This is a genomic window from Chitinophaga caeni, assembly GCF_002557795.1.
In the GTDB taxonomy this organism is placed as follows: Bacteria; Bacteroidota; Bacteroidia; order Chitinophagales; family Chitinophagaceae; genus Chitinophaga; species Chitinophaga caeni.
Genome location: NZ_CP023777.1, coordinates 2,594,035 through 2,612,412 on the forward strand (window position 1 = coordinate 2,594,035; position 18,378 = coordinate 2,612,412).

18 protein-coding genes are annotated in these 18,378 nt (G+C 43.3%); 13 read left to right on the forward strand and 5 right to left on the reverse strand.

What is annotated here, in order from left to right; translation table 11 throughout:
- The first annotated feature begins 112 nt into the window (after positions 1-112).
- From COR50_RS11040 to COR50_RS11045, 3 genes are all read left to right on the forward strand, one after another.
- A complete protein-coding gene (locus tag COR50_RS11040) occupies positions 113-1,045 on the forward strand; it encodes an aldose 1-epimerase (protein WP_098194034.1) in 933 nt (310 codons plus the stop codon).
- A 203-nt stretch (positions 1,046-1,248) separates the two neighbouring features.
- Positions 1,249-1,407, forward strand: a complete 159-nt coding sequence (locus COR50_RS22305; RefSeq protein ID WP_157760753.1) for a lmo0937 family membrane protein — start codon at positions 1,249-1,251, stop codon at positions 1,405-1,407.
- A gap of 90 nt (positions 1,408-1,497) precedes the next feature.
- Positions 1,498-2,241, forward strand: coding sequence for a carboxypeptidase-like regulatory domain-containing protein (locus COR50_RS11045; RefSeq protein ID WP_098194035.1), 744 nt, complete (start codon positions 1,498-1,500; stop codon positions 2,239-2,241).
- Between the two features lie 504 nt (positions 2,242-2,745).
- Here COR50_RS11045 and COR50_RS11050 read toward each other — a convergent pair.
- Together COR50_RS11050 and COR50_RS11055 are read right to left on the reverse strand one after the other, a co-directional pair.
- The gene (locus tag COR50_RS11050) at positions 2,746-3,846 is read right to left on the reverse strand and encodes a S1 family peptidase (protein ID WP_098194036.1); all 1,101 of its coding nucleotides are present in this window, start codon (positions 3,844-3,846) and stop codon (positions 2,746-2,748) included.
- 18 nt (positions 3,847-3,864) lie between these two features.
- Positions 3,865-4,431: an RNA polymerase sigma factor gene (locus COR50_RS11055; RefSeq protein ID WP_098194037.1), complete on the reverse strand. Its 567-nt coding sequence runs from the start codon at positions 4,429-4,431 to the stop codon at positions 3,865-3,867.
- Between the two features lie 136 nt (positions 4,432-4,567).
- Between COR50_RS11055 and COR50_RS11060 the strand changes: the two genes are divergently transcribed.
- From COR50_RS11060 to COR50_RS11095, 8 genes are all read left to right on the forward strand, one after another.
- Entirely contained in the window at positions 4,568-4,777 is a 210-nt protein-coding gene (locus COR50_RS11060) for a hypothetical protein (protein ID WP_098194038.1), read from the forward strand.
- An 810-nt stretch (positions 4,778-5,587) separates the two neighbouring features.
- Positions 5,588-6,415 (forward strand): prephenate dehydratase, encoded by an 828-nt coding sequence (locus COR50_RS11065; RefSeq protein ID WP_098196195.1) that lies wholly within the window; start codon positions 5,588-5,590, stop codon positions 6,413-6,415.
- A gap of 49 nt (positions 6,416-6,464) precedes the next feature.
- Positions 6,465-7,643: a pyridoxal phosphate-dependent aminotransferase gene (locus COR50_RS11070; protein WP_098194039.1), complete on the forward strand. Its 1,179-nt coding sequence runs from the start codon at positions 6,465-6,467 to the stop codon at positions 7,641-7,643.
- On the forward strand, positions 7,640-8,479 hold the full coding sequence (locus tag COR50_RS11075) for a prephenate dehydrogenase (protein WP_098194040.1): 840 nt from the start codon (positions 7,640-7,642) through the stop codon (positions 8,477-8,479). The genes COR50_RS11070 and COR50_RS11075 overlap by 4 nt, the downstream gene beginning before the upstream one ends.
- Before the next feature lie 53 nt (positions 8,480-8,532).
- Positions 8,533-9,621 (forward strand): chorismate mutase, encoded by a 1,089-nt coding sequence (locus COR50_RS11080; protein ID WP_098194041.1) that lies wholly within the window; start codon positions 8,533-8,535, stop codon positions 9,619-9,621.
- Between the two features lie 116 nt (positions 9,622-9,737).
- Positions 9,738-10,763, forward strand: a complete 1,026-nt coding sequence (gene aroB, locus COR50_RS11085; RefSeq protein ID WP_098194042.1) for a 3-dehydroquinate synthase — start codon at positions 9,738-9,740, stop codon at positions 10,761-10,763.
- A gap of 48 nt (positions 10,764-10,811) precedes the next feature.
- Positions 10,812-12,089 carry a 3-phosphoshikimate 1-carboxyvinyltransferase gene (aroA, locus tag COR50_RS11090; protein ID WP_098194043.1) on the forward strand — a complete coding sequence of 426 codons (1,278 nt, stop codon included), beginning with the start codon at positions 10,812-10,814 and terminating at the stop codon, positions 12,087-12,089.
- A 50-nt stretch (positions 12,090-12,139) separates the two neighbouring features.
- Complete coding sequence (locus tag COR50_RS11095) at positions 12,140-13,138, forward strand: chorismate synthase (RefSeq protein ID WP_098194044.1); 999 nt, start codon at positions 12,140-12,142, stop codon at positions 13,136-13,138.
- 50 nt (positions 13,139-13,188) lie between these two features.
- Here the strand turns inward: COR50_RS11095 and COR50_RS11100 are convergent, their stop codons facing one another.
- The 3 genes from COR50_RS11100 to COR50_RS11110 are packed head-to-tail and all read right to left on the reverse strand — an operon-like array spanning position 13,189 to position 15,464.
- Entirely contained in the window at positions 13,189-13,695 is a 507-nt protein-coding gene (locus COR50_RS11100) for a DUF2199 domain-containing protein (protein ID WP_098194045.1), read from the reverse strand.
- An 11-nt stretch (positions 13,696-13,706) separates the two neighbouring features.
- Complete coding sequence (locus tag COR50_RS11105; RefSeq protein ID WP_098194046.1) at positions 13,707-14,909, reverse strand: outer membrane protein assembly factor BamB family protein; 1,203 nt, start codon at positions 14,907-14,909, stop codon at positions 13,707-13,709.
- 45 nt (positions 14,910-14,954) lie between these two features.
- On the reverse strand, positions 14,955-15,464 hold the full coding sequence (locus COR50_RS11110) for a DinB family protein (RefSeq protein ID WP_098194047.1): 510 nt from the start codon (positions 15,462-15,464) through the stop codon (positions 14,955-14,957).
- Positions 15,465-15,629: 165 nt separating this feature from the next.
- Between COR50_RS11110 and COR50_RS11115 the strand changes: the two genes are divergently transcribed.
- Both COR50_RS11115 and COR50_RS22665 read left to right on the forward strand, forming a co-directional pair.
- The gene (locus tag COR50_RS11115) at positions 15,630-17,525 is read left to right on the forward strand and encodes a CocE/NonD family hydrolase (RefSeq protein ID WP_098194048.1); all 1,896 of its coding nucleotides are present in this window, start codon (positions 15,630-15,632) and stop codon (positions 17,523-17,525) included.
- A gap of 64 nt (positions 17,526-17,589) precedes the next feature.
- Positions 17,590-18,300, forward strand: a complete 711-nt coding sequence (locus tag COR50_RS22665) for an FKBP-type peptidyl-prolyl cis-trans isomerase (RefSeq protein WP_098194049.1) — start codon at positions 17,590-17,592, stop codon at positions 18,298-18,300.
- Positions 18,301-18,378: the final 78 nt, after the last annotated feature.

Sequence of the window (18,378 nt, forward strand, 5' to 3'; positions counted from 1 at the left end):
AAGTTAAGATAAATATGATTTGTAAATAATGTTCTATTCAAAACGGAACGCGATATAATAGTATTGTGTACTAATCTAATATTTGTATTTTACGCTGTCAAAATAACTCATCATGTCATTTGCAATAGAAAAATACTTGGAAGATGGCTTTCAAATCCTCGCCCTAATCGACCGGAATTCAAATACTAAAGTAGAAATCGTGCCGGGAAAAGGCGCCATGTTACATAGTTTTACATTTCAACATCAAGGTCAGCCTCTGAATATTATTGACGGGTATAAAGACAACCAAGATTATGATCAATTTGTGAGGGACAGTTTTAAAAATGTAAAACTGAGCCCTTTCGCTTGCCGTGTTCAGGATGCCAGTTATACCTGGGAGGAGCAGGCTTACAAAATTGAAAAAACATCTATTCACGGCTTATTGTTCGATGTAAATTTTGATCTGATTTCCGAAGATGCCGATGCGGCATCCGCTACGGTGCAACTAAGGCATGATTATAAAGCAACGGATGCCGGTTATCCATTTGCTTTCAGTTGCCAGGTACAATACCGCCTGTCGGCAGGCAACCAATTGCAGGTAACGACGGTTATTGTTAACCAATCCGGTCAAAGTATTCCTATTGTAGATGGGTGGCACCCTTATTTTTCTACAGGTACGCCCGTAGATGATTTGGAGCTCAGGTTCGCTTGCACGGGCATCTTGGAATTTAATGATAAACTGATTCCCACGGGAAAAACCTTACCCGAAGATCGGTTCACGGAACTGAAATCCTTAAAAGATATTTCGCTCGATAATTCGTTCCTGCTGGATTTCAGCAAGCCGCAACCGCTTTGTACGATCTACGATCCGGTTAAAAAAATTAATATCAATTTTTACCCTGCCGCATCATATCCCATTTTACAGATCTATACACCGCCGCACAGGAAGAGCATTGCCGTAGAGAATCTTAGCGGTGCTCCCGATGCTTATAATAATGGTATTCACTTGGTGAAATTGGCGGCTAACGAGCGTAAAGAATTTAGTACAATAATTGAAGTTAAATAATTAATAATTTTTATATTTATGGTTTTCAGTCTTTTGGAAGGCGGTAATGCAGTTCCGGGAGACTGATTTCATTATTTGGCACAAGGTTTGGATATAATGGTTCAATGAAAAGAATTCCGAAGGATCCCAAGTTTGGAGGAATATTCCGGTAATGTTTTTTGTACTGTGTTTTGTCTATTATCGGGAATTTAAATATCAGGAAAATGAACCATTTATTTTATGCTTTAGCCGTTTTGTTATTCTTAGCTTGGCTGCTTGGAGTGTTTATTTTTGCCATGGGAGGAGTTTTTCACTTGCTGATAGTATTAGCAATCATTTCATTTCTATTTCAACTAGCTAAAACAACTAGCAACCATCCTTAATCTGAAAAAATTTTACCATAGGTTTAACAGCTGACCCCTTTAACATTTTAGGCGCTTTTAACTATTTTCAAGCCCTATTGTTATTATAATATGATGAATCGTTTAATTCTGTTACTAGGACTCATAGCCTTATTTTTTCTCGTAGGAGTGCATGAAGCACAAGCCCAGGTTACCGTTAGAGGTAAAATTAAAGAGGCCAACTCGAACAAGGTACTTTATCCTGCCACGGTCAGAAATGTTAATAAGAAAACGACTGCTTTTGCCGACCAGGGCGGTAATTACAAGATCAATGCAGAAGTATTGGATACTATCGTGATTTCCTTTGTTGGATACGAGGCCGATACTTTCGTGGTAAGGGTCACGAACGGTTACTACCAGCACGATGCAGATTTGGAACCGGGGGAAAGATTCCTGCACGAAGTAGAGGTGACGGATCGGTATAATGCTTACCAGCTCGATTCCATTGCACGCAGGGACGAATTTGCCGTTTTCTTGGAACAGCCCAAGCGACAGTTAACAGAAACCGATACCCACACCGGGTTTGGCATCCGGTTCAGTCCTTTCACACGCTATAGCAAGAGAGAAAAGGATAAGCGGAAATTCAAGGAGTTTTACGCGCAGAATGAAGAAGTGCAATATACCAGGTACCGTTATTCCCCCGGGTTCGTGAAGAAAGTAACGGGCTTGGACGGGGATTCACTCACAAAATTCATGGAAAAATATACGCCCTCGTATAATGAGTTAAGGGATATGTCTAACGAAACACTCATTTTTTGGACTTCGGAAAGGGCATTGAAATTTAGAGGTAAGCCGGTACCTAAAGGGAATAATTAGATCATTTTGTTATACACAATAACCCGGCGCCCTTTGCTGGCTTAAGTATGCAAAATTGTTGGGGTCTTTGAATTTTATCGAGAAATAATCCGGAACCCTCGCTAGTTCGAGCTTCCAAGCTCGGACTCCTTAGCCGGAACAACGTTCAATAGGTAAAACATCGAATTGGGCAGTATTAGAAATCCAACAAGTGGCTGAAATAGCGTGAAAATTCCCACTTAAGAAGGAAATATGAGCGGATCGACCCTGGCAGCCAAAACTAGAAAACTGTCAAAATCGAGTGGCATGCCGAAAAATTTGTATCGGTGAAGAAGGATCTATTACTTTTTTTCAAGTTTAAGGAGAAGGTAGAGCTGTAAGTCAAAACGAACAAGCTGGTGCAAATTAATAGAAATTGCAATGGTTTGCAGGCCCGAACCATCAAATAAGAAGTTCAAAAAAACAAAAGCTCAACCTACAGGAGAAGGTTGAGCTTTTACCTTATATATCGGTTTGAGTAGTTCTTTATTGGTTATACACCTTTACCATGTACACAAAATCTTCTAATTTTTTAATCTGGTCGCCCCGTTTCAGATGATCCAAGCCGCTTTTCTGATGCTGTAGATCTTTCTTCGCGAGTTTATCTTTAGGCATCTCGTCGAAAAGACGCTTTAAGTTGATCGATTTTACCGCGAAAGCGATACCATCGCTGGATGTTTGTTTCCCGGTAATGATACCAATGATGTTACCATCATTGTCCAGTAAAGGAGCGCCGCTGTTTCCGGGATTTACGGGGATGGCTACTTGGTAAGCTGCCGTATCTCCATTAAAGCCGGTTTGCGCGCTGATATATCCTTTGCCGTAAACGATCTCATCCCTCGGGAATCCCATGGTAAAGACTTCTTCGCCCACATGGATATTATTTGTTTTGAGGGAATAGGGGATATTTTGGTTCTTAAAGTTGGAGTCCACTACCTGTATCACGGCCAGGTCCCGGGTAATATCTTCAAAAATGCTGACCGCTTTAAAAGCTTCCCCTTTATTATTTTGAATGTAAATCGAATCGGCGCCGGCAACTACGTGGTAATTTGTAATCATCAGTCCGTTTTTGGCAATCGCGAAACAGGTCCCTCCGAAGTTACCCGGGTTCACCGGGCCGCGGCGGGCATTCTTATTATTAATGTCGCTCACCAATGCTTTTTGAGAATTTTGAACTTTCGTTAATTCCCGTTTAACGTCCTCGTATTGAGCGACGGTGCTTTTATGGGAAGCGTTCTGGGTAAAGTAAATCGTTGCCAGGGAGGTACATAAAGCAATACATGCCGCGCCGGCCAAGTTGATCAAAGTCTTGCGTTTCATCCACAATATTTTACGTTGTGGCGCTTTTTGAGCTTCCATTGCGAGGGCGGGGATATCCATACGTTGGTGGATATCTTGCATTTTTTGATGTAGGTTTTTCCTTTGGCCGTGACTTTCCAATTGCTTGATGAGCAATTGTTGCGCCACCACCATTTGATCCACTTCCGGGTTATTATCCCGCAAGGATTCGAAAGCGGCCCTTTCGGCAGCGTCCATCTCGCCAGACAGGTAGCGATCAATTTCTTGTACCAGGTGCATGTCGTTCATCACTTTTCCCCTAGGAATTTATTTATATTGAGCAAAAAATAATTTCTTCAATCTAACCAGGCATTTATATTTCTGGTTCTTAGCATTTTCGGCATTGGTATAACCAAACTTATCGGCAATCTCTTGCATGCTTCTCTTATGCATGTAATAATCTTCCAAGATCGTCTTACAAGGCTCCCCGATGTGTGACATGGCTTTTTCCATGACTTTGAACTGGGCGTCTTTCTGTTCATGTTCTTCCAGTGCATCTTCTACAGGGATAATTTCATCCAGGCTGTCGTTGATAGGGTAAAGGTTATTGGAAGATTGTAACTTCTTGAGCCATAATCGCCTGCAAACCGAATACAGGAATGTTTTCAATTTGCTGGATAAAACAAAGTTGCCGTCTTTGACCTTTTCAAACAACACGATAATCGCCTCTTGGAATATATCCTTGGCATCATCCTCTGAACCATTGTTGAGCAAAATCATTCTTAAAATCATTGGAAAATTCTCTAAATATATAGTTTCCAATGCTTTATCGCTATTGTTAGCGAGCCCATCCAACAATTCTTGATCCTTTTCTATGTGTAATAGATTATTCACTTATTAATACGGTTTAAAGGCAAATGGTAACCCCAAAGTAGTGAAAAAAAATTTTTTAAAATTCTTGGGTTACCTTTTTATACATCCAGGTATAAAGTGTAAATAATTATTTCAAACAACATTAAAACATTGTACAATGAAAAACACTTTGAAAATTGGTTTCTTAGCGCTTTCTTTAGGTTTCTTCGCTGCTTCTTGCGGTAATGCTGCAACTGAAAACAAAGCTGATTCTACTGCTGCACCTGCTATCGAAGAAGCTGCAACTCCATCTGAAGATACTGCTGCTGCTCCAATGGCTGACACTACAGCTGCACCTGCTGCTGACACTACTGCTACTGCACAATAATTTAGCAAGCAATAAAGGATTTAAAACCACCGCTTCTTGGCGGTGGTTTTATTTTTTATACCTACCTGTACATTAACCATCGCTTTTTGTTTTAAATATCTCCACCTTTTAGCTAAAATTATACCTAATTTATTTATATGTTGGTAAATTTTAATATAAATTGGTTCGCAATCCTATATAATCCCCTGGAAATTTGAATAACCGGGTGCATTAGACATTATCTTACCGTATAACCGGGCAAAAAATATATATTATTATTTCTTGCTATAGCAACTATCGGCTTGTTGTTTGCTATAGCAAGTATTAAAAAAACGGCTATTTGATCATTTTTAAGCGGTTTATAGCTATAAATGATGAATAATTTCTTGTTTAATGCTGATTTTATTTAAATTTATTTAATTTTTCTATGAACTATTTGCGGAATTTAAAAGCTGTGTTATTTTTGTATCACGATAATCAAAAGAAAAACAAATGACACTACATAGAACCGTTGCTTATTTTTATGGTTTTTACTTTTTCTGGTACCAGGAGAGGTAGGAGGTTCATTATGTAGTATCAATATAAAATACTAAGGGCCTCCTGGAAAGGGGGCCTTTCTTTTTAGCAAAAGTTTAATTCAATTCAAGATGTTACAGCAGGTGCAACGCCCATACTTTTATTACTTTTTTTATTACTTCTTTTTTGGAAAGAAGCCAGGGGCCCTTTTGTAATACTTGAAACAACATTAAAGTGATAAAAGAGAAGGGTCCTGATCCAAGGGACCTTTTTTTATGCCAATAATAGAACCATTAACAACTTAGAATGATCAACATGCGTATCGCGATTCAAGGCTTTGAAGGATGTTTCCACCAGGTTGCTGCCCGTAATTTCTTCGGCAAACAATCTGGTATCGTACCCTGTGCCTCTTTCTCCGAACTGGTTAAGCAAGTGAAATCAGGAGCGGATGCAGACGCGGGAATTATGGCCATCGAAAACTCGATCGCCGGCAGCATCTTACCGAATTATAGCTTGTTGAAAAATTCTAACCTGCACGTTGTTGGCGAGTTATACCTGCAAATCAACCAGCACCTGATGGTGTTGCCGGGACAGCAATTGGAAGATATCCGCGAAGTGCATTCCCACCCGATGGCGTTGTTGCAGTGTATCGATTTCCTGGAGCAGCACCCGCACATCAAATTGGTGGAAACTGAAGATACGGCCTTAAGCGCCAAGAACGTTCGCTCTAAAAAATTAAAAAGTACGGCTGCTATCGCGGGAAAATTGGCGGCGGAGATTTTCGAACTGGATATCATCGCCCCGAATATTCATACAGTGAAAAATAATTATACCCGGTTCTTAGCCATCAGCAAGCAAGCGCCGGAGCCGGATCCCGGGGTGAACAAGGCTTCCGTTTACTTTGAAACGAGCCATGAAACCGGTAGCCTGGTAAAGGTGTTGGCACAGATCGCGAAAGAAGGTATTAACCTGTCCAAGATCCAGAGCTTCCCGATCCCGGCCAAGGTGTGGCAGTATTATTTTCATGCCGATATGGAATTTACAGACCTGGCACATTTCGAGAAAGCGCTGAAGAAAATAACGCCGCATACCGAACACCTCAAGGTATTGGGCGTGTACAAAAAGGGGAAGACCCATGCATAATTAGGCGGGATACGAACGATTAAAAAAGATATTAAATTATATAATACTCATGAACGTACCAGTAGCAAAGCGTTTACAACAAACAGAAGAATACTACTTCTCCCGCAAATTGCGCGAGATCGACGAGATGAACAAAGCTGGCGCTGATGTTATTAACCTCGGAATCGGCAGTCCTGACTTGCCGCCGCACCCTAGCGTGGTAGAAGCATTGCATCAATATGCCAGCTTGCCGAATACCCATGCATACCAAGGTTATAAAGGTATCCCTGCACTGAGAAACGCCATCGCGAACTGGTACCGCAAGTATTATAATGTAACGCTTAACCCCGATACGGAAGTACTGCCGTTAATCGGCTCCAAGGAAGGTATCATGCATATTTGTATGACTTTCTTGCAGGAAGGTGACCTGGCGCTGATCCCTGATCCCGGTTACCCTTCTTATCGTTCGGCGGTTAACCTTAGCGGGGCTACCCCGGTAACTTACCACCTGGAGGAAGAAAATGGCTGGCTGCCCGATTTAGATGCCTTGGAGCGGGAAGATTTGTCGAAAGTGAAATTGATGTGGGTGAACTATCCCAATATGCCCACGGGAGCTAAAGCGGATAAAGCTTTCTTCCAGCAATTGGTGAATTTCGGTATTAAGCATCAAATATTGATCTGTCATGATAATCCGTACAGCTTTATCTTGAATGACGAACCACAGAGTTTATTATCGGTTGATGGCGCCAAGGAAGTGGTGTTGGAATTAAATTCGTTAAGTAAATCCAGCAATATGGCCGGCTGGAGAGTGGGGATGCTTTCCGGTGCCGCAGGGTTGATTTCCGATGTGCTAAGATTCAAGAGCAATATGGATTCCGGGATGTTTCAACCCGTTCAAATGGCTGCCGTTAAAGCTTTGGAACTGGATAAATCATGGTACGATTCGTTGAACCAAATTTACGGGGCTCGCCGTTCGAAGGTGTTCGAGTTATTGGATATGTTGGGTTGTTCATACGATCAAAACCAGGTGGGGATGTTTGTTTGGGCTAAGATACCAACGACCCAAAAAGATGGATATGCTTTAAGTGATGAGGTGTTGTATAATGCGAAGGTATTTATTACGCCGGGCGGTATTTTCGGGGAAAACGGTCGAGGTTATATCCGGGTAAGCCTTTGTAAAGATGAAAAGGTATTCAGTAAGGCGATAGAACGGATCGCTGCGTCTAATTCACAATTCAAAAGATCATGATCGTAACAATAGTAGGTGTCGGTTTAATAGGTGGTTCGCTTGCCCTGAGTTTGAAAGAAAAGGGTATCGCGGATCGTATCATCGGTGCCGATAACCATAACGAAAATTTACAAAAAGCCCTTTCGTTGAACATCATCGACGAAGCCGCCGCCTTGGAGGATGCTTTTGACCGATCCGACCTGGTGGTACTGGCCATCCCCGTGGATGCTTTGCTGAAAGTGATGCCGGGATTGATGGACCGGGCTGGCAAGCAAGTGATCATGGACGTTGGTTCAACCAAGGAAAAAATATTGGAACTCGTTGCTGGTCATCCCAACAGGGGGCGCTTCGTGGCTGCCCACCCGATGGCCGGCACCGAGTATAGCGGTCCGGAAGCCGCGGTGCAACACCTTTTCAAGGGTAAAACAATGGTGCTTTGCGATGTGAAACATAGTGATGATGATGCCCTTGAAATGATAGAAGAAATGGTGGATAAGTTGCATATGCGCCTGGTATATATGAACGCGGAAGAGCATGACCTGCACACCGCTTACGTTTCCCATATCTCGCATATCACGTCCTTTGCATTGGCATTAACGGTTTTAGAGAAAGAGAAGGAGAAAGGCCGGATTTTTGAATTGGCCAGCGGTGGTTTTGAATCTACCGTTCGCTTGGCAAAAAGTTCCCCGGATATGTGGGTACCGATTTTCAAGCACAACCGCAATAATGTGCTCGATGTGTTGGATGAGCATATCCACCAACTGGAACAGATGCGGGACTTATTGAAATCGGAAGACTATGATACTTTCTACAAGCTGATCCAGAAATCAAATAAAATCAAACGCATACTGAAATAATTTATATAACAAAGCTTTTTTATCATCATTCGTAAAAAATTTAACTTACACATATGGAACAAGTATTAACACGAACAAAATTCGCAGATCCTTCTTCAGACAAGAAACCTTTAATCATTTCGGGGCCTTGCAGCGCGGAGTCGGAAGAACAAGTGTTGGCTACTGCATTGGCTTTAGCTAAAACCGGTAAAGTTGATGTATTGCGCGCCGGTATTTGGAAACCACGTACCCGTCCCGGATCATTTGAAGGTATCGGCACGAAGGGATTACCTTGGCTGCAAAAGGCTAAAGAACTTACCGGGCTGCCCTTAGCTGTTGAGGTTGCTACCGCTAAACAAGTGGAAGATGCGTTGCATTTTGGTGTTGATATTTTATGGGTAGGCGCCCGTACCACCGTGAACCCGTTTTCGGTTCAAGAAGTGGCAGACGCACTGAAAGGTGTAGATAAAACGGTTTTAATCAAGAACCCGATCAACCCCGATTTGGAATTGTGGATCGGCGCTGTTGAAAGAATCCAGAAAGCAGGTATCAAGGAATTAGGCTTGATTCACCGCGGTTTTTCCAGCTACGGTAATACCGAGTACAGGAATGCGCCGATGTGGCACCTGGCCATCGAATTAAAACGTCGCCATCCCGAATTACCGATGATCTGCGATCCTAGCCATATCTGCGGTAAGAGAGATACTTTGCAGGCTGTTGCCCAGGAAGCGATCGACTTGGATTACGATGGTTTGATGCTGGAATCTCATGTTGATCCGGATAATGCCTGGAGTGATGCAAAACAACAAGTAACGCCTGAACGTTTGGCCGAAATCCTCGATAGTATCGTTTGGAGACGCGAGCATTCCGATCAGAAAGAGTTTAACGTTGCATTGGAGAAATTGAGGGCGCAAATCAACCAGATCGACGATGAGATCATGTTGTTGTTGGGCAACCGTATGAAAGTGGCAGAAAAAATCGGTTTGTACAAGAAGGAGAATAACATCACCATCTTGCAAACAAACCGTTGGAACGAAATCTTGGAACGCAGCATCCAGAAAGGTGATAAGCTCGGGTTGACCAAGGAGTTTATCCTCAAGTATTTCGACGCGGTTCACTTGGAATCCATCAACCGCCAGAATAAAGTGATGAACGAACAATAATATTTTTTCAGGTGTTACTGAACGGGGAATTGGATATGTCAATAATTGTGATTAAACTTATCTTTCCCTGTTCATTAACTTATCTTTGAAGCTATCAGGATATTTAGAAGCATTATATGAAAACGTTGCAGTTTAAGTTCCAACAGCATGTTTGTGATTATTATCTAGGAGAGCAGTTGGCAAATTTAGGAAAGTATGCGAACCCCGAAAGAAGCGTGATCATAATAGATGAAAACGTGGATCAACATCATGGGCAAGTGTTGGAAGGTTGGCGGAAACTGGTCATCCCCGAAGGGGAAAAACATAAGTCGTTAGCCGTTTTGCAACAAATCATAGATGGCTTGATCGAGCTGGAAGCAGATCGTAAAACGATGCTCGTAGGAATCGGCGGTGGCGTGATTACCGATCTTACAGGTTTCGTGGCCAGCGTTTACATGAGGGGGATGCCCTTCGGCTTTGTTCCTACAACCTTGCTCGCGCAGGTCGATGCTTCTATCGGTGGTAAAAATGGTGTCAATCATGGGAAATACAAGAACATGATCGGGACAATAAACCAGCCCAATTTTCTTTTGTTCGATTATTCCCTTCCTGCTACGATGCCGGCAGAGGAATGGCATAACGGTTTTGCAGAAGTCATCAAATATGCTTGTATCTATGATGCTGGCTTGTTTGATTACCTGGAACAAAACAAGGATGCCGCCTTGCATGGAGATGTTTCCGTATTAGAGTTCTTGGTAGAACGTTCGGTGGAGATTAAAACGAAGATCGTTCTCGAAGATGAATTTGAAACCGGGAGCCGCAGGTTGTTGAACTTCGGTCACACCCTGGGGCATGCAGTGGAGAAGATTGAGCAAATTCCGCATGGAAATGCCGTAGCAATAGGTATGGTGGCTGCGTCGAAGTTCTCCGAGCAATTGACCGGTTTCCCTCAAAACGACACCAACCGCATTATCCGCCTGATCACTGATTACCATCTTCCCGTTACGTTGACCAGCGATAAAGAAGAAGTTTATAACATCTTCAAACTGGATAAGAAAAGGGAAAATGAGGTCATACATTTTGTTTTACTGGAAGCGATCGGCAAGGCGAAGACCCATCCCGTGCCGCTACAGGAATTGAAACAGATGTTGGACGAAATCTAATTGATTCATTGCCCGGAATAGCTTAAAGGGTTCGGAAAAAAAATTACAATGAAAGTAAGTATCTCACCATCAACAATTAACGGACATATCACTGCTAATCCCTCGAAAAGCGCCATGCAAAGAGCCGTGGCAGCTGCTTTGCTGGCTAAAGGGAAAAGCTCGATCTATAATCCCGGCCTGAGCAACGATTGTTTGGCTGCCATGGACGTAGTCGAAAAATTAGGCGCTACCGTGGAACGCTTTCCCGATCACGTGGAAATTACATCGAACGGCGTACAACCGGTAAACCCAGAAATCAACTGCGGCGAATCCGGGCTCGGCATCCGAATGTTTACCCCCATCACCGCATTGTCGGACCAAACGATTACAATCAAGGGGCACGGTAGCTTAACTACCCGTCCCATGGACTTCTTCGAGAAAGTTCTCCCGCAGGTTGGGGTAAGCTGTACTACCAACGATGGTAAGTTGCCCCTGGTTATTAAAGGGCCGATTCAACCTAGGGACATTACGATCGACGGTTCTTTGAGCTCCCAGTTCTTAACGGGTATGCTGATGGCCTACGGGGCAAATGCAGAGAATGTTTCGATCAAGGTGGGCGATTTAAAAAGTAAACCCTATGTTGATCTTACATTGCAAATTATGGCGCATTTCGGGGTGAAAGTTGCTAATGAAAACTTCGAGACTTTCCGTTTCGGTGCGCGGCAAGCATATAAAGCGAAAGATTATACGGTGGAAGGTGATTGGAGTGGCGCGGCGTTTTTGCTGGTAGCTGCTGCCGTTGCAGGGAAGGCAGAAGTACATCACCTGAATACCCAGTCAGCACAATCTGATAAGGCAATTTTACAAGCCCTGGAATCTGCCGGGGCGCAAATCTTACCGGGTGTATTTACGATCATCACGGCAAAGGATAAATTATCGCCGTTTACTTTCGATGCAACGGATTGCCCTGATTTATTCCCACCATTGGTAGCTTTAGCTGCAAATTGTAACGGGGTTTCAACATTTTCAGGCGTAAGCCGGTTAGCCCATAAAGAAAGTGACCGCGGCATTACCTTGCAGGAAGAGTTTGCCAAAATGGGTATCAAGATTGAACTAGATGGTGATGAAATGAGGGTACACGGAGGAACAGGTATTAAAGCCGCCAACGTGCATTCACGTTTTGATCACAGGATTGCCATGGCTTGTGCCGTTGCAGCTTTGACTGCCGATGGGCCTGTCGTGATCGAAGAAGCGGAAGCTATCAATAAATCATATCCCGAATTTTACGATCATATCGCGAAGTTGGGCGCAAAGGTAACGATCGAAGGAGAAGTGCTCAGTCATTAATAAAACTTAATTCAAAGGGAAGTTTTATTCTTCCTGTTAAAATAATTGATATGAATAGTTTCGGTAGAATTTTTAGGGTGAATGTTTTCGGGGAATCGCACGGCGCTAGCGTGGGTGTTAATATCGATGGCGTTCCGGCCGGTATCCCGTTAACCCAAGCCGATTTTTTACCTGACCTTGAAAGGCGCAAGGCCGGCGCTAAAGGGACTACGCCCCGTAAAGAAGATGATCTGCCTTTCTTGAAATCCGGGGTGTTTAATGACCATACAACGGGTGCTCCCGTTACTATTCTTTTCGAAAATAATAATACCCGCAGTACCGATTACGAGAAGCTGCGCCAATTTCCAAGACCCGGCCATGCAGATTTTGTGGCTACGAAGAAATTCGGAGGATTTGAAGACTACCGTGGCGGTGGGCATTTCAGTGGTAGACTGACGCTCAACTTGGTGGCTGCAGGGGTAATTGCTAAAAAAATCCTGGGCCCGGGTATTGAAGTAAAAGCGCGTTTGAAAGAAGTGGGTGGTTTTGAAGATCCGGAGAAGGGTTTAGAAGCTGCTATAGCGGCGAAAGACTCCGTTGGAGGCATCGTAGAATGTGTGGTAGATGGTCTGCCCATCGGTTTGGGAGAACCTTTCTTCGATTCGGTTGAATCCAATATTGCGCATGCCGTATTTTCCATTCCAGCCATTAAAGGGGTTGAGTTTGGAGCCGGTTTCGCTGCCGCGAAAATGAAAGGCTTGGAACACAACGATGCGATCATCGATGCTGATGGTCATACCGCTACCAATAATGCCGGTGGTATAGTGGGCGGTATTACAAACGGGAACCAATTGGTGGTACGGGTAGCGGTTAAACCTACGAGCAGTACACCGAAAGATCAACAAACGCTCAATATCAGCAGCGGCAACGTGGAAACATTTAGTGTGAAAGGTAGGCATGACCTATGCATCGCGCTTAGGGTGCCGGTGGTGCTGGAGGCTGTAGTAGCCATGGTATTGGCCGATTTTATGTTGTTGGAACAACGCCGTCCCAGGACCTGGGGGCAATAGTGCTTAAATCAAGAAAAAAGAGAAAAGCGGTCCCCTTGAGGACTGCTTTTTTATTCCCCGGGATTGCCGAAAATATGGGCTTCAACCCGGGCTACCGCATCATCATAAATGATACCTTCGTAAAAGTCACGGGTGAATGAGTCGTCATTTTCCTTTGGAATAATCACGGGCCAGTGATTTTCACCTTCGTATAGTACGACTGTTTTTAAGTTCAACGTTTTATCATAGCCGGGGATTTGCGAAGCCAACCATCCAAAATATTGTTCATCGTGTGCTTTGCCGGGATCGAGGGCCGTAAATTTTCGAAAATTTTCTTCACTGATGGAAACCCATACCTGGTATTGTAAATCCATTTCTTCATCAACCAGCTTTTGTATCAACAAGGCCTTGATGAAATAATCGGTTTGCTGCTCATGGCGGATGATACAGCTTTGTTCTTCCAACATCGCGATTGTTGACCTATCTTGTTCCGATAAAATCATGTACTGGTACGGTGCTTCAAAGGCAATGGCGGGAAGCTCATCTTCCCAGTTAAAGTCAAGTGAAACTTGATTCATATGTATCCGGTTTAGCCGTCGATCTTAATGGCGTAAAGATTTCCATCGGTGCTTGTCACGAAAATCTTACCATCTTTGATGACGGGTTGTGAGAGTATGCTACCCAAAGATAAAATCTTTTGTTCGGAGCGCTCCCCGTCCGGACCATAAAGTTCAAATCCTTTTTTAAAATGATCATCGGCGCCGTACACCTCTGTATAATGGGTTTTGGAACCTTCTGTTTGGAAGACCTGCTCCACGGTACCATCTATTTTGTTCACACCGTAAAGCTTACCGTTGAAGCAACCGAAATACACACGGTTTTTATACAAAGTGGCGGTTCCATATGCACGCATATTTAGCGGCAATTGCCATTTTACAAATCCCCCGGATTTATCGAGGGCGTAAAACCGGTGGGTATCTGAAGTACCGACAAATAACTGGGTACTATCGATGCAAGGTGTAGCAATGATCCAGCTACCGATTTCTTTCATATTCCAAACCGCTCTGCCGGTTTCGGCATTCACGGCATAAATATTATAATCCCGGCTACCGAAATATAATATGCCATCATCCAATACTGGGCCACGTTGTATCTCTCCATTTGGAAAATACCGGTCACCAACCGTTTGGAAAGTCCATTTTTGATGACCGTTTTTCGCATCTATAGCGATGAGTTGACCGCTGTAATTCCCGACGAATACCATGCTGTCATTACAAGCTGCTGTTGCATGGATACGGGCTGGGGTTTTAAATTGCCAAGCGGGTTGACCGTTGGATTTTTGTATGGCAAATAGATTTCCTTCACTGTCACCAATAAATAGTAAGGATTTATTAAATGCAGGGGCGGCGGTGTAATAATCCCAGGTATCCAACACGTTATTGGGCGCCGTTTTAAACTCCCATAACAATCGGCCATTATTGGCATTTAGGGCAAATAAATTACCATTTGTATTATAGACATAAACCCTGTCTTGATCTACTACAAGATCAGATCTTACCGCACTTCCGGCAGGATATTCCCAGGCAATTTTGCCATTGATTTGCTCTAAGGCATGCACGGTGCCATCATCACCGGCAATGATTACGAGGTTTTTGTAGATGCCCGGTGTGCTGCGTATTTGCTGACCGGTTTTAAATACCCAGTCGACCTCGATCGGTTTTACAACATTTTGGGCAATCAATAGGCTAGGGAAGAATATCAAGAATAGAATCTTGATGAGTTGTTGTATCATAATGTGGATTATAAATTAATAGGGGTAAATCACCTGCTTTGCATTTTATAGATATTTTTCCTCGATCACTTGTTGATGTGCTACGGGGTGACCCATAATAATGAAGCCGATGCTATTCACATTTACTTTATTTCCATTGACAGTACCGATATTATTGAGTGTTTCTGCCGGGAAAGATTTGAAGAGTGATATGCTCGCATGTCTCAGGAATTTAAATTCTTCGATCAACGCATCCCAGTCACCTGCATTTACTTGCACGGCGGCGGCATAAGCATCTTGATCAAAACCGGGTAACGGAACATTGTCTTTTCTTGCGAATACAAGCGCCCTGTAAATAAAAACCCGTTCAGTATCGATTATATGTCTTAAAATTTCGGGGATAGTCCATTTTCCGGGGGCGTATCGGTATTCCAGTTTATTTCCGGGGATGCTGGACAAAAAGGCAATATAAGTTTCCGTATGCTCTAGCATGGATTTTACTACATCGTCTCCTTGGGCTAAAGCAACATAACGATCGTAGAAACTGGGGTAATCTGAAGGGTTTGGACGAGGCATAAATATATATTTTTGGTTTTCAAGATACAAAGGAAGCCTGTAAATTTCGAATTTTGTTATAGTTGATCAAGGTTACCGGGATGAATTTTCTACCATACATCCAAGTTGTACCTTATCTATTGAACTATTTATGTAATTTGATGGCTTGTAAATAAAAACATTCGTATGAAAAAATGGTTCTTGTTAATCCTGTTTAGTATCGTTGTAACGGAAGGTATTGCCCAAGATGCCGCGATTGATGAAGCTTGGATGCGCGAACATTATACCAAACGGGAATTTTATATACCTATGCGCGATGGTGTGCGTTTATTTACGGCCGTATATATGCCGAAGGATAGAAGCACAAAGCATCCCGTTTTAATGAGCCGTACACCGTATTCGTGTGCACCATACGGTGAGGAACATTACGCCGCCATTTGGAAAAAATATCATGCGCATTACCTCGCGGAGGGTTACATAATGGTAATGCAAGATGTTAGGGGAAGATGGATGAGCGAAGGTACTTTTGTGAATGTCCGCCCATTTAACCCGAATAAAAGAAATAAACATGATATAGACGAGGCTAGCGATACTTATGATACGATCGATTGGTTAGTTAATAATGTTGATAACAATAATGGTAATGTAGGGGTATTCGGCATATCTTACCCTGGATTTTATTCCACGATGGCAGCATTAAGTGGTCATCCTGCGTTGAAAGCCGTGAGCCCGCAAGCGCCGGTAACCAACTGGTTTATCGGGGATGATTTTCATCATAACGGCGCATTCTTCCAAATGGATGCATTCGCTTTTTATACTTCATTCGGTCAACCGCGGCCGCTCCCTACTACGAAGGGGCCTAAGCGTTTTGAATATTATACGAAAGATAATTACAAGTTTTACCTGGAAGCAGGCTCGTTGGAGGGATTAACAAAACTGATGGGCGACAGTATCGCCTTCTGGAAAGATCTGATGAGCCACGGGAATTACGACACCTGGTGGCAAGAAAGAAATGTCAGCGCATTCGTTAAAAATATTCAACCGGCAACATTGGTCGTAGGTGGTTTATTTGATGCGGAAGATTGTTACGGCGCCTGGCAAACTTATAAATCAATTGAGAAATTAAGTCCCAATGCAAACAATAGGATCGTCATGGGGCCATGGTATCATGGGCAATGGGCATCCAAGGATGGATCTACCTTAGGTCATTTGCATTTCGATAGCAATACGGCGAAATGGTACCAGGAAAATATCGAGATTCCTTTTTTTGATTATTATTTAGCGGGTAAAGGCAGTGAGCCGGATCTTGCCGAAGCCACTATATTTTTTACAGGGGAGAATCAATGGAGAAGGCTGCCGCAATGGCCTATGAGTTCAGCTCAATCAAAGGCATTGTATTTTCATACCGGGGGAATATTAGACTTTAAAGAGCCCGTAGATAGAAATAGCGCCACGGAGTATGTCAGCGATCCCTCGAAGCCTGTTCCATATGTAAATGAAATACATCATACCCGCACCATCAGCTATATGACTGATGATCAGCGGTTTGCTTCGCGTAGGCCGGATGTTATCACGTTCCAAACCGGGGTTTTAGAGCAGGATGTGACGATTGCAGGGCCGGTGGTTGCCGACTTGATTGCAAGTGTAAGTAGTACTGATGCTGATTTTGTAGTTAAACTAATAGATGTTTTCCCGGATGATTTCAGTTATAATGAACCGGAAGCCCCCACTGCGCATAGCCGGTTAACTTCCAGTACTTACCCGATGGGCGGATACGAAGCATTGGTAAGGGGAGAGGTATTAAGGGGCAAGTTTAGGGATAGTTTTGAAAAGCCAAGCCCGTTTTCTCCAAATAAACCAACGCAGGTGAAGTTTACATTGCCGGATGTAGCGCATACCTTTAAGAAAGGTCACCGTATCATGATACAGGTGCAAAGCTCATGGTTTCCATTAGTGGATCGGAACCCGCAGCAGTTCATGGACATTTACCATGCGCAACCCGGGGATTTTAAAAAGGCTACGATCAAGTTATATCACGACAGGAAGAACGCTTCAAAAATATGGCTGCCAATTTTGAAATAAGATAGTGAGTATAACATATTTCATAAAGGAAGTATATATTGCAACAAAATTTTAATCAAACCAAATGATTCGCAAATGTTTGCTGATGGGCTTAGTTGCCCTGATAAGTCTGCCAGTAGTGGCACAACGCAAGAAAAAATCAAGAAAGAGGGCGTCTAAAGAGCCCGAGTTGGTGCTCAATTCGGCAGTAGATTCTGCCAGTTATGCAATTGGCTTGGATATTGCTAAAAATTTGAAAGCCAACGATATGGATAGCCTTAATTTTGATTTGGTGATCCATGCTTTAAAAGCAGGTTGGTCCGGAGATTCTGTATTATTGACACAAGAACAATGCGAGATGTCTATTTCTGATTATTTACAAAAGATGAAAGCCGAAAAATTGGCTAAAGCAAAAGCGGCAGGTGAGAAATTCCTTGCCGAAAATAAAACTAAACCCGGTGTCATCACCACAGCCAGCGGGTTACAATACCAGGTATTGAAAGAAGGTACCGGTCCTAAGCCTACCCTGAACAGCAGGGTAAAAACGCACTACACGGGTATGTTGCTAGACGGAACCAAGTTTGATAGCTCTGTTGACAGGGGCGAACCAATTACCTTCCCGGTTACAGGTGTAATTAAGGGTTGGACCGAGGCTTTACAGTTGATGCCTGTCGGTTCAAAATGGAGATTGTTCATTCCGTCTGATCTCGCCTATGGCGACAGGGGCGCAGGCGGTAAGATCAAACCGGGAGATGCATTGATATTCGAAGTTGAATTGTTAGAAATTGTTCAATAATTAATTCGCATTCCCCAGCAGGATGGGCTCACGAGTTCATCCTGCCAAAATTTACCCACCGCGATCAATCCCGTGATT

What these genes read in the sequence shown, in the direction of transcription:
- COR50_RS11040 (WP_098194034.1), top strand. Translation starts at nt 113, where the DNA reads ATGTCATTTGCAATAGAAAAATACTTGGAAGATGGCTTTCAAATCCTC.
- COR50_RS22305 (WP_157760753.1), top strand. Translation starts at nt 1,249, where the DNA reads ATGAACCATTTATTTTATGCTTTAGCCGTTTTGTTATTCTTAGCTTGG.
- COR50_RS11045 (WP_098194035.1), top strand. Translation starts at nt 1,498, where the DNA reads ATGATGAATCGTTTAATTCTGTTACTAGGACTCATAGCCTTATTTTTT.
- COR50_RS11050 (WP_098194036.1), bottom strand. Translation starts at nt 3,846, where the DNA reads ATGAACGACATGCACCTGGTACAAGAAATTGATCGCTACCTGTCTGGC.
- COR50_RS11060 (WP_098194038.1), top strand. Translation starts at nt 4,568, where the DNA reads ATGAAAAACACTTTGAAAATTGGTTTCTTAGCGCTTTCTTTAGGTTTC.
- COR50_RS11065 (WP_098196195.1), top strand. Translation starts at nt 5,588, where the DNA reads ATGCGTATCGCGATTCAAGGCTTTGAAGGATGTTTCCACCAGGTTGCT.
- COR50_RS11070 (WP_098194039.1), top strand. Translation starts at nt 6,465, where the DNA reads ATGAACGTACCAGTAGCAAAGCGTTTACAACAAACAGAAGAATACTAC.
- COR50_RS11075 (WP_098194040.1), top strand. Translation starts at nt 7,640, where the DNA reads ATGATCGTAACAATAGTAGGTGTCGGTTTAATAGGTGGTTCGCTTGCC.
- COR50_RS11080 (WP_098194041.1), top strand. Translation starts at nt 8,533, where the DNA reads ATGGAACAAGTATTAACACGAACAAAATTCGCAGATCCTTCTTCAGAC.
- aroB (WP_098194042.1), top strand. Translation starts at nt 9,738, where the DNA reads ATGAAAACGTTGCAGTTTAAGTTCCAACAGCATGTTTGTGATTATTAT.
- aroA (WP_098194043.1), top strand. Translation starts at nt 10,812, where the DNA reads ATGAAAGTAAGTATCTCACCATCAACAATTAACGGACATATCACTGCT.
- COR50_RS11095 (WP_098194044.1), top strand. Translation starts at nt 12,140, where the DNA reads ATGAATAGTTTCGGTAGAATTTTTAGGGTGAATGTTTTCGGGGAATCG.
- COR50_RS11100 (WP_098194045.1), bottom strand. Translation starts at nt 13,695, where the DNA reads ATGAATCAAGTTTCACTTGACTTTAACTGGGAAGATGAGCTTCCCGCC.
- COR50_RS11105 (WP_098194046.1), bottom strand. Translation starts at nt 14,909, where the DNA reads ATGATACAACAACTCATCAAGATTCTATTCTTGATATTCTTCCCTAGC.
- COR50_RS11110 (WP_098194047.1), bottom strand. Translation starts at nt 15,464, where the DNA reads ATGCCTCGTCCAAACCCTTCAGATTACCCCAGTTTCTACGATCGTTAT.
- COR50_RS11115 (WP_098194048.1), top strand. Translation starts at nt 15,630, where the DNA reads ATGAAAAAATGGTTCTTGTTAATCCTGTTTAGTATCGTTGTAACGGAA.
- COR50_RS22665 (WP_098194049.1), top strand. Translation starts at nt 17,590, where the DNA reads ATGATTCGCAAATGTTTGCTGATGGGCTTAGTTGCCCTGATAAGTCTG.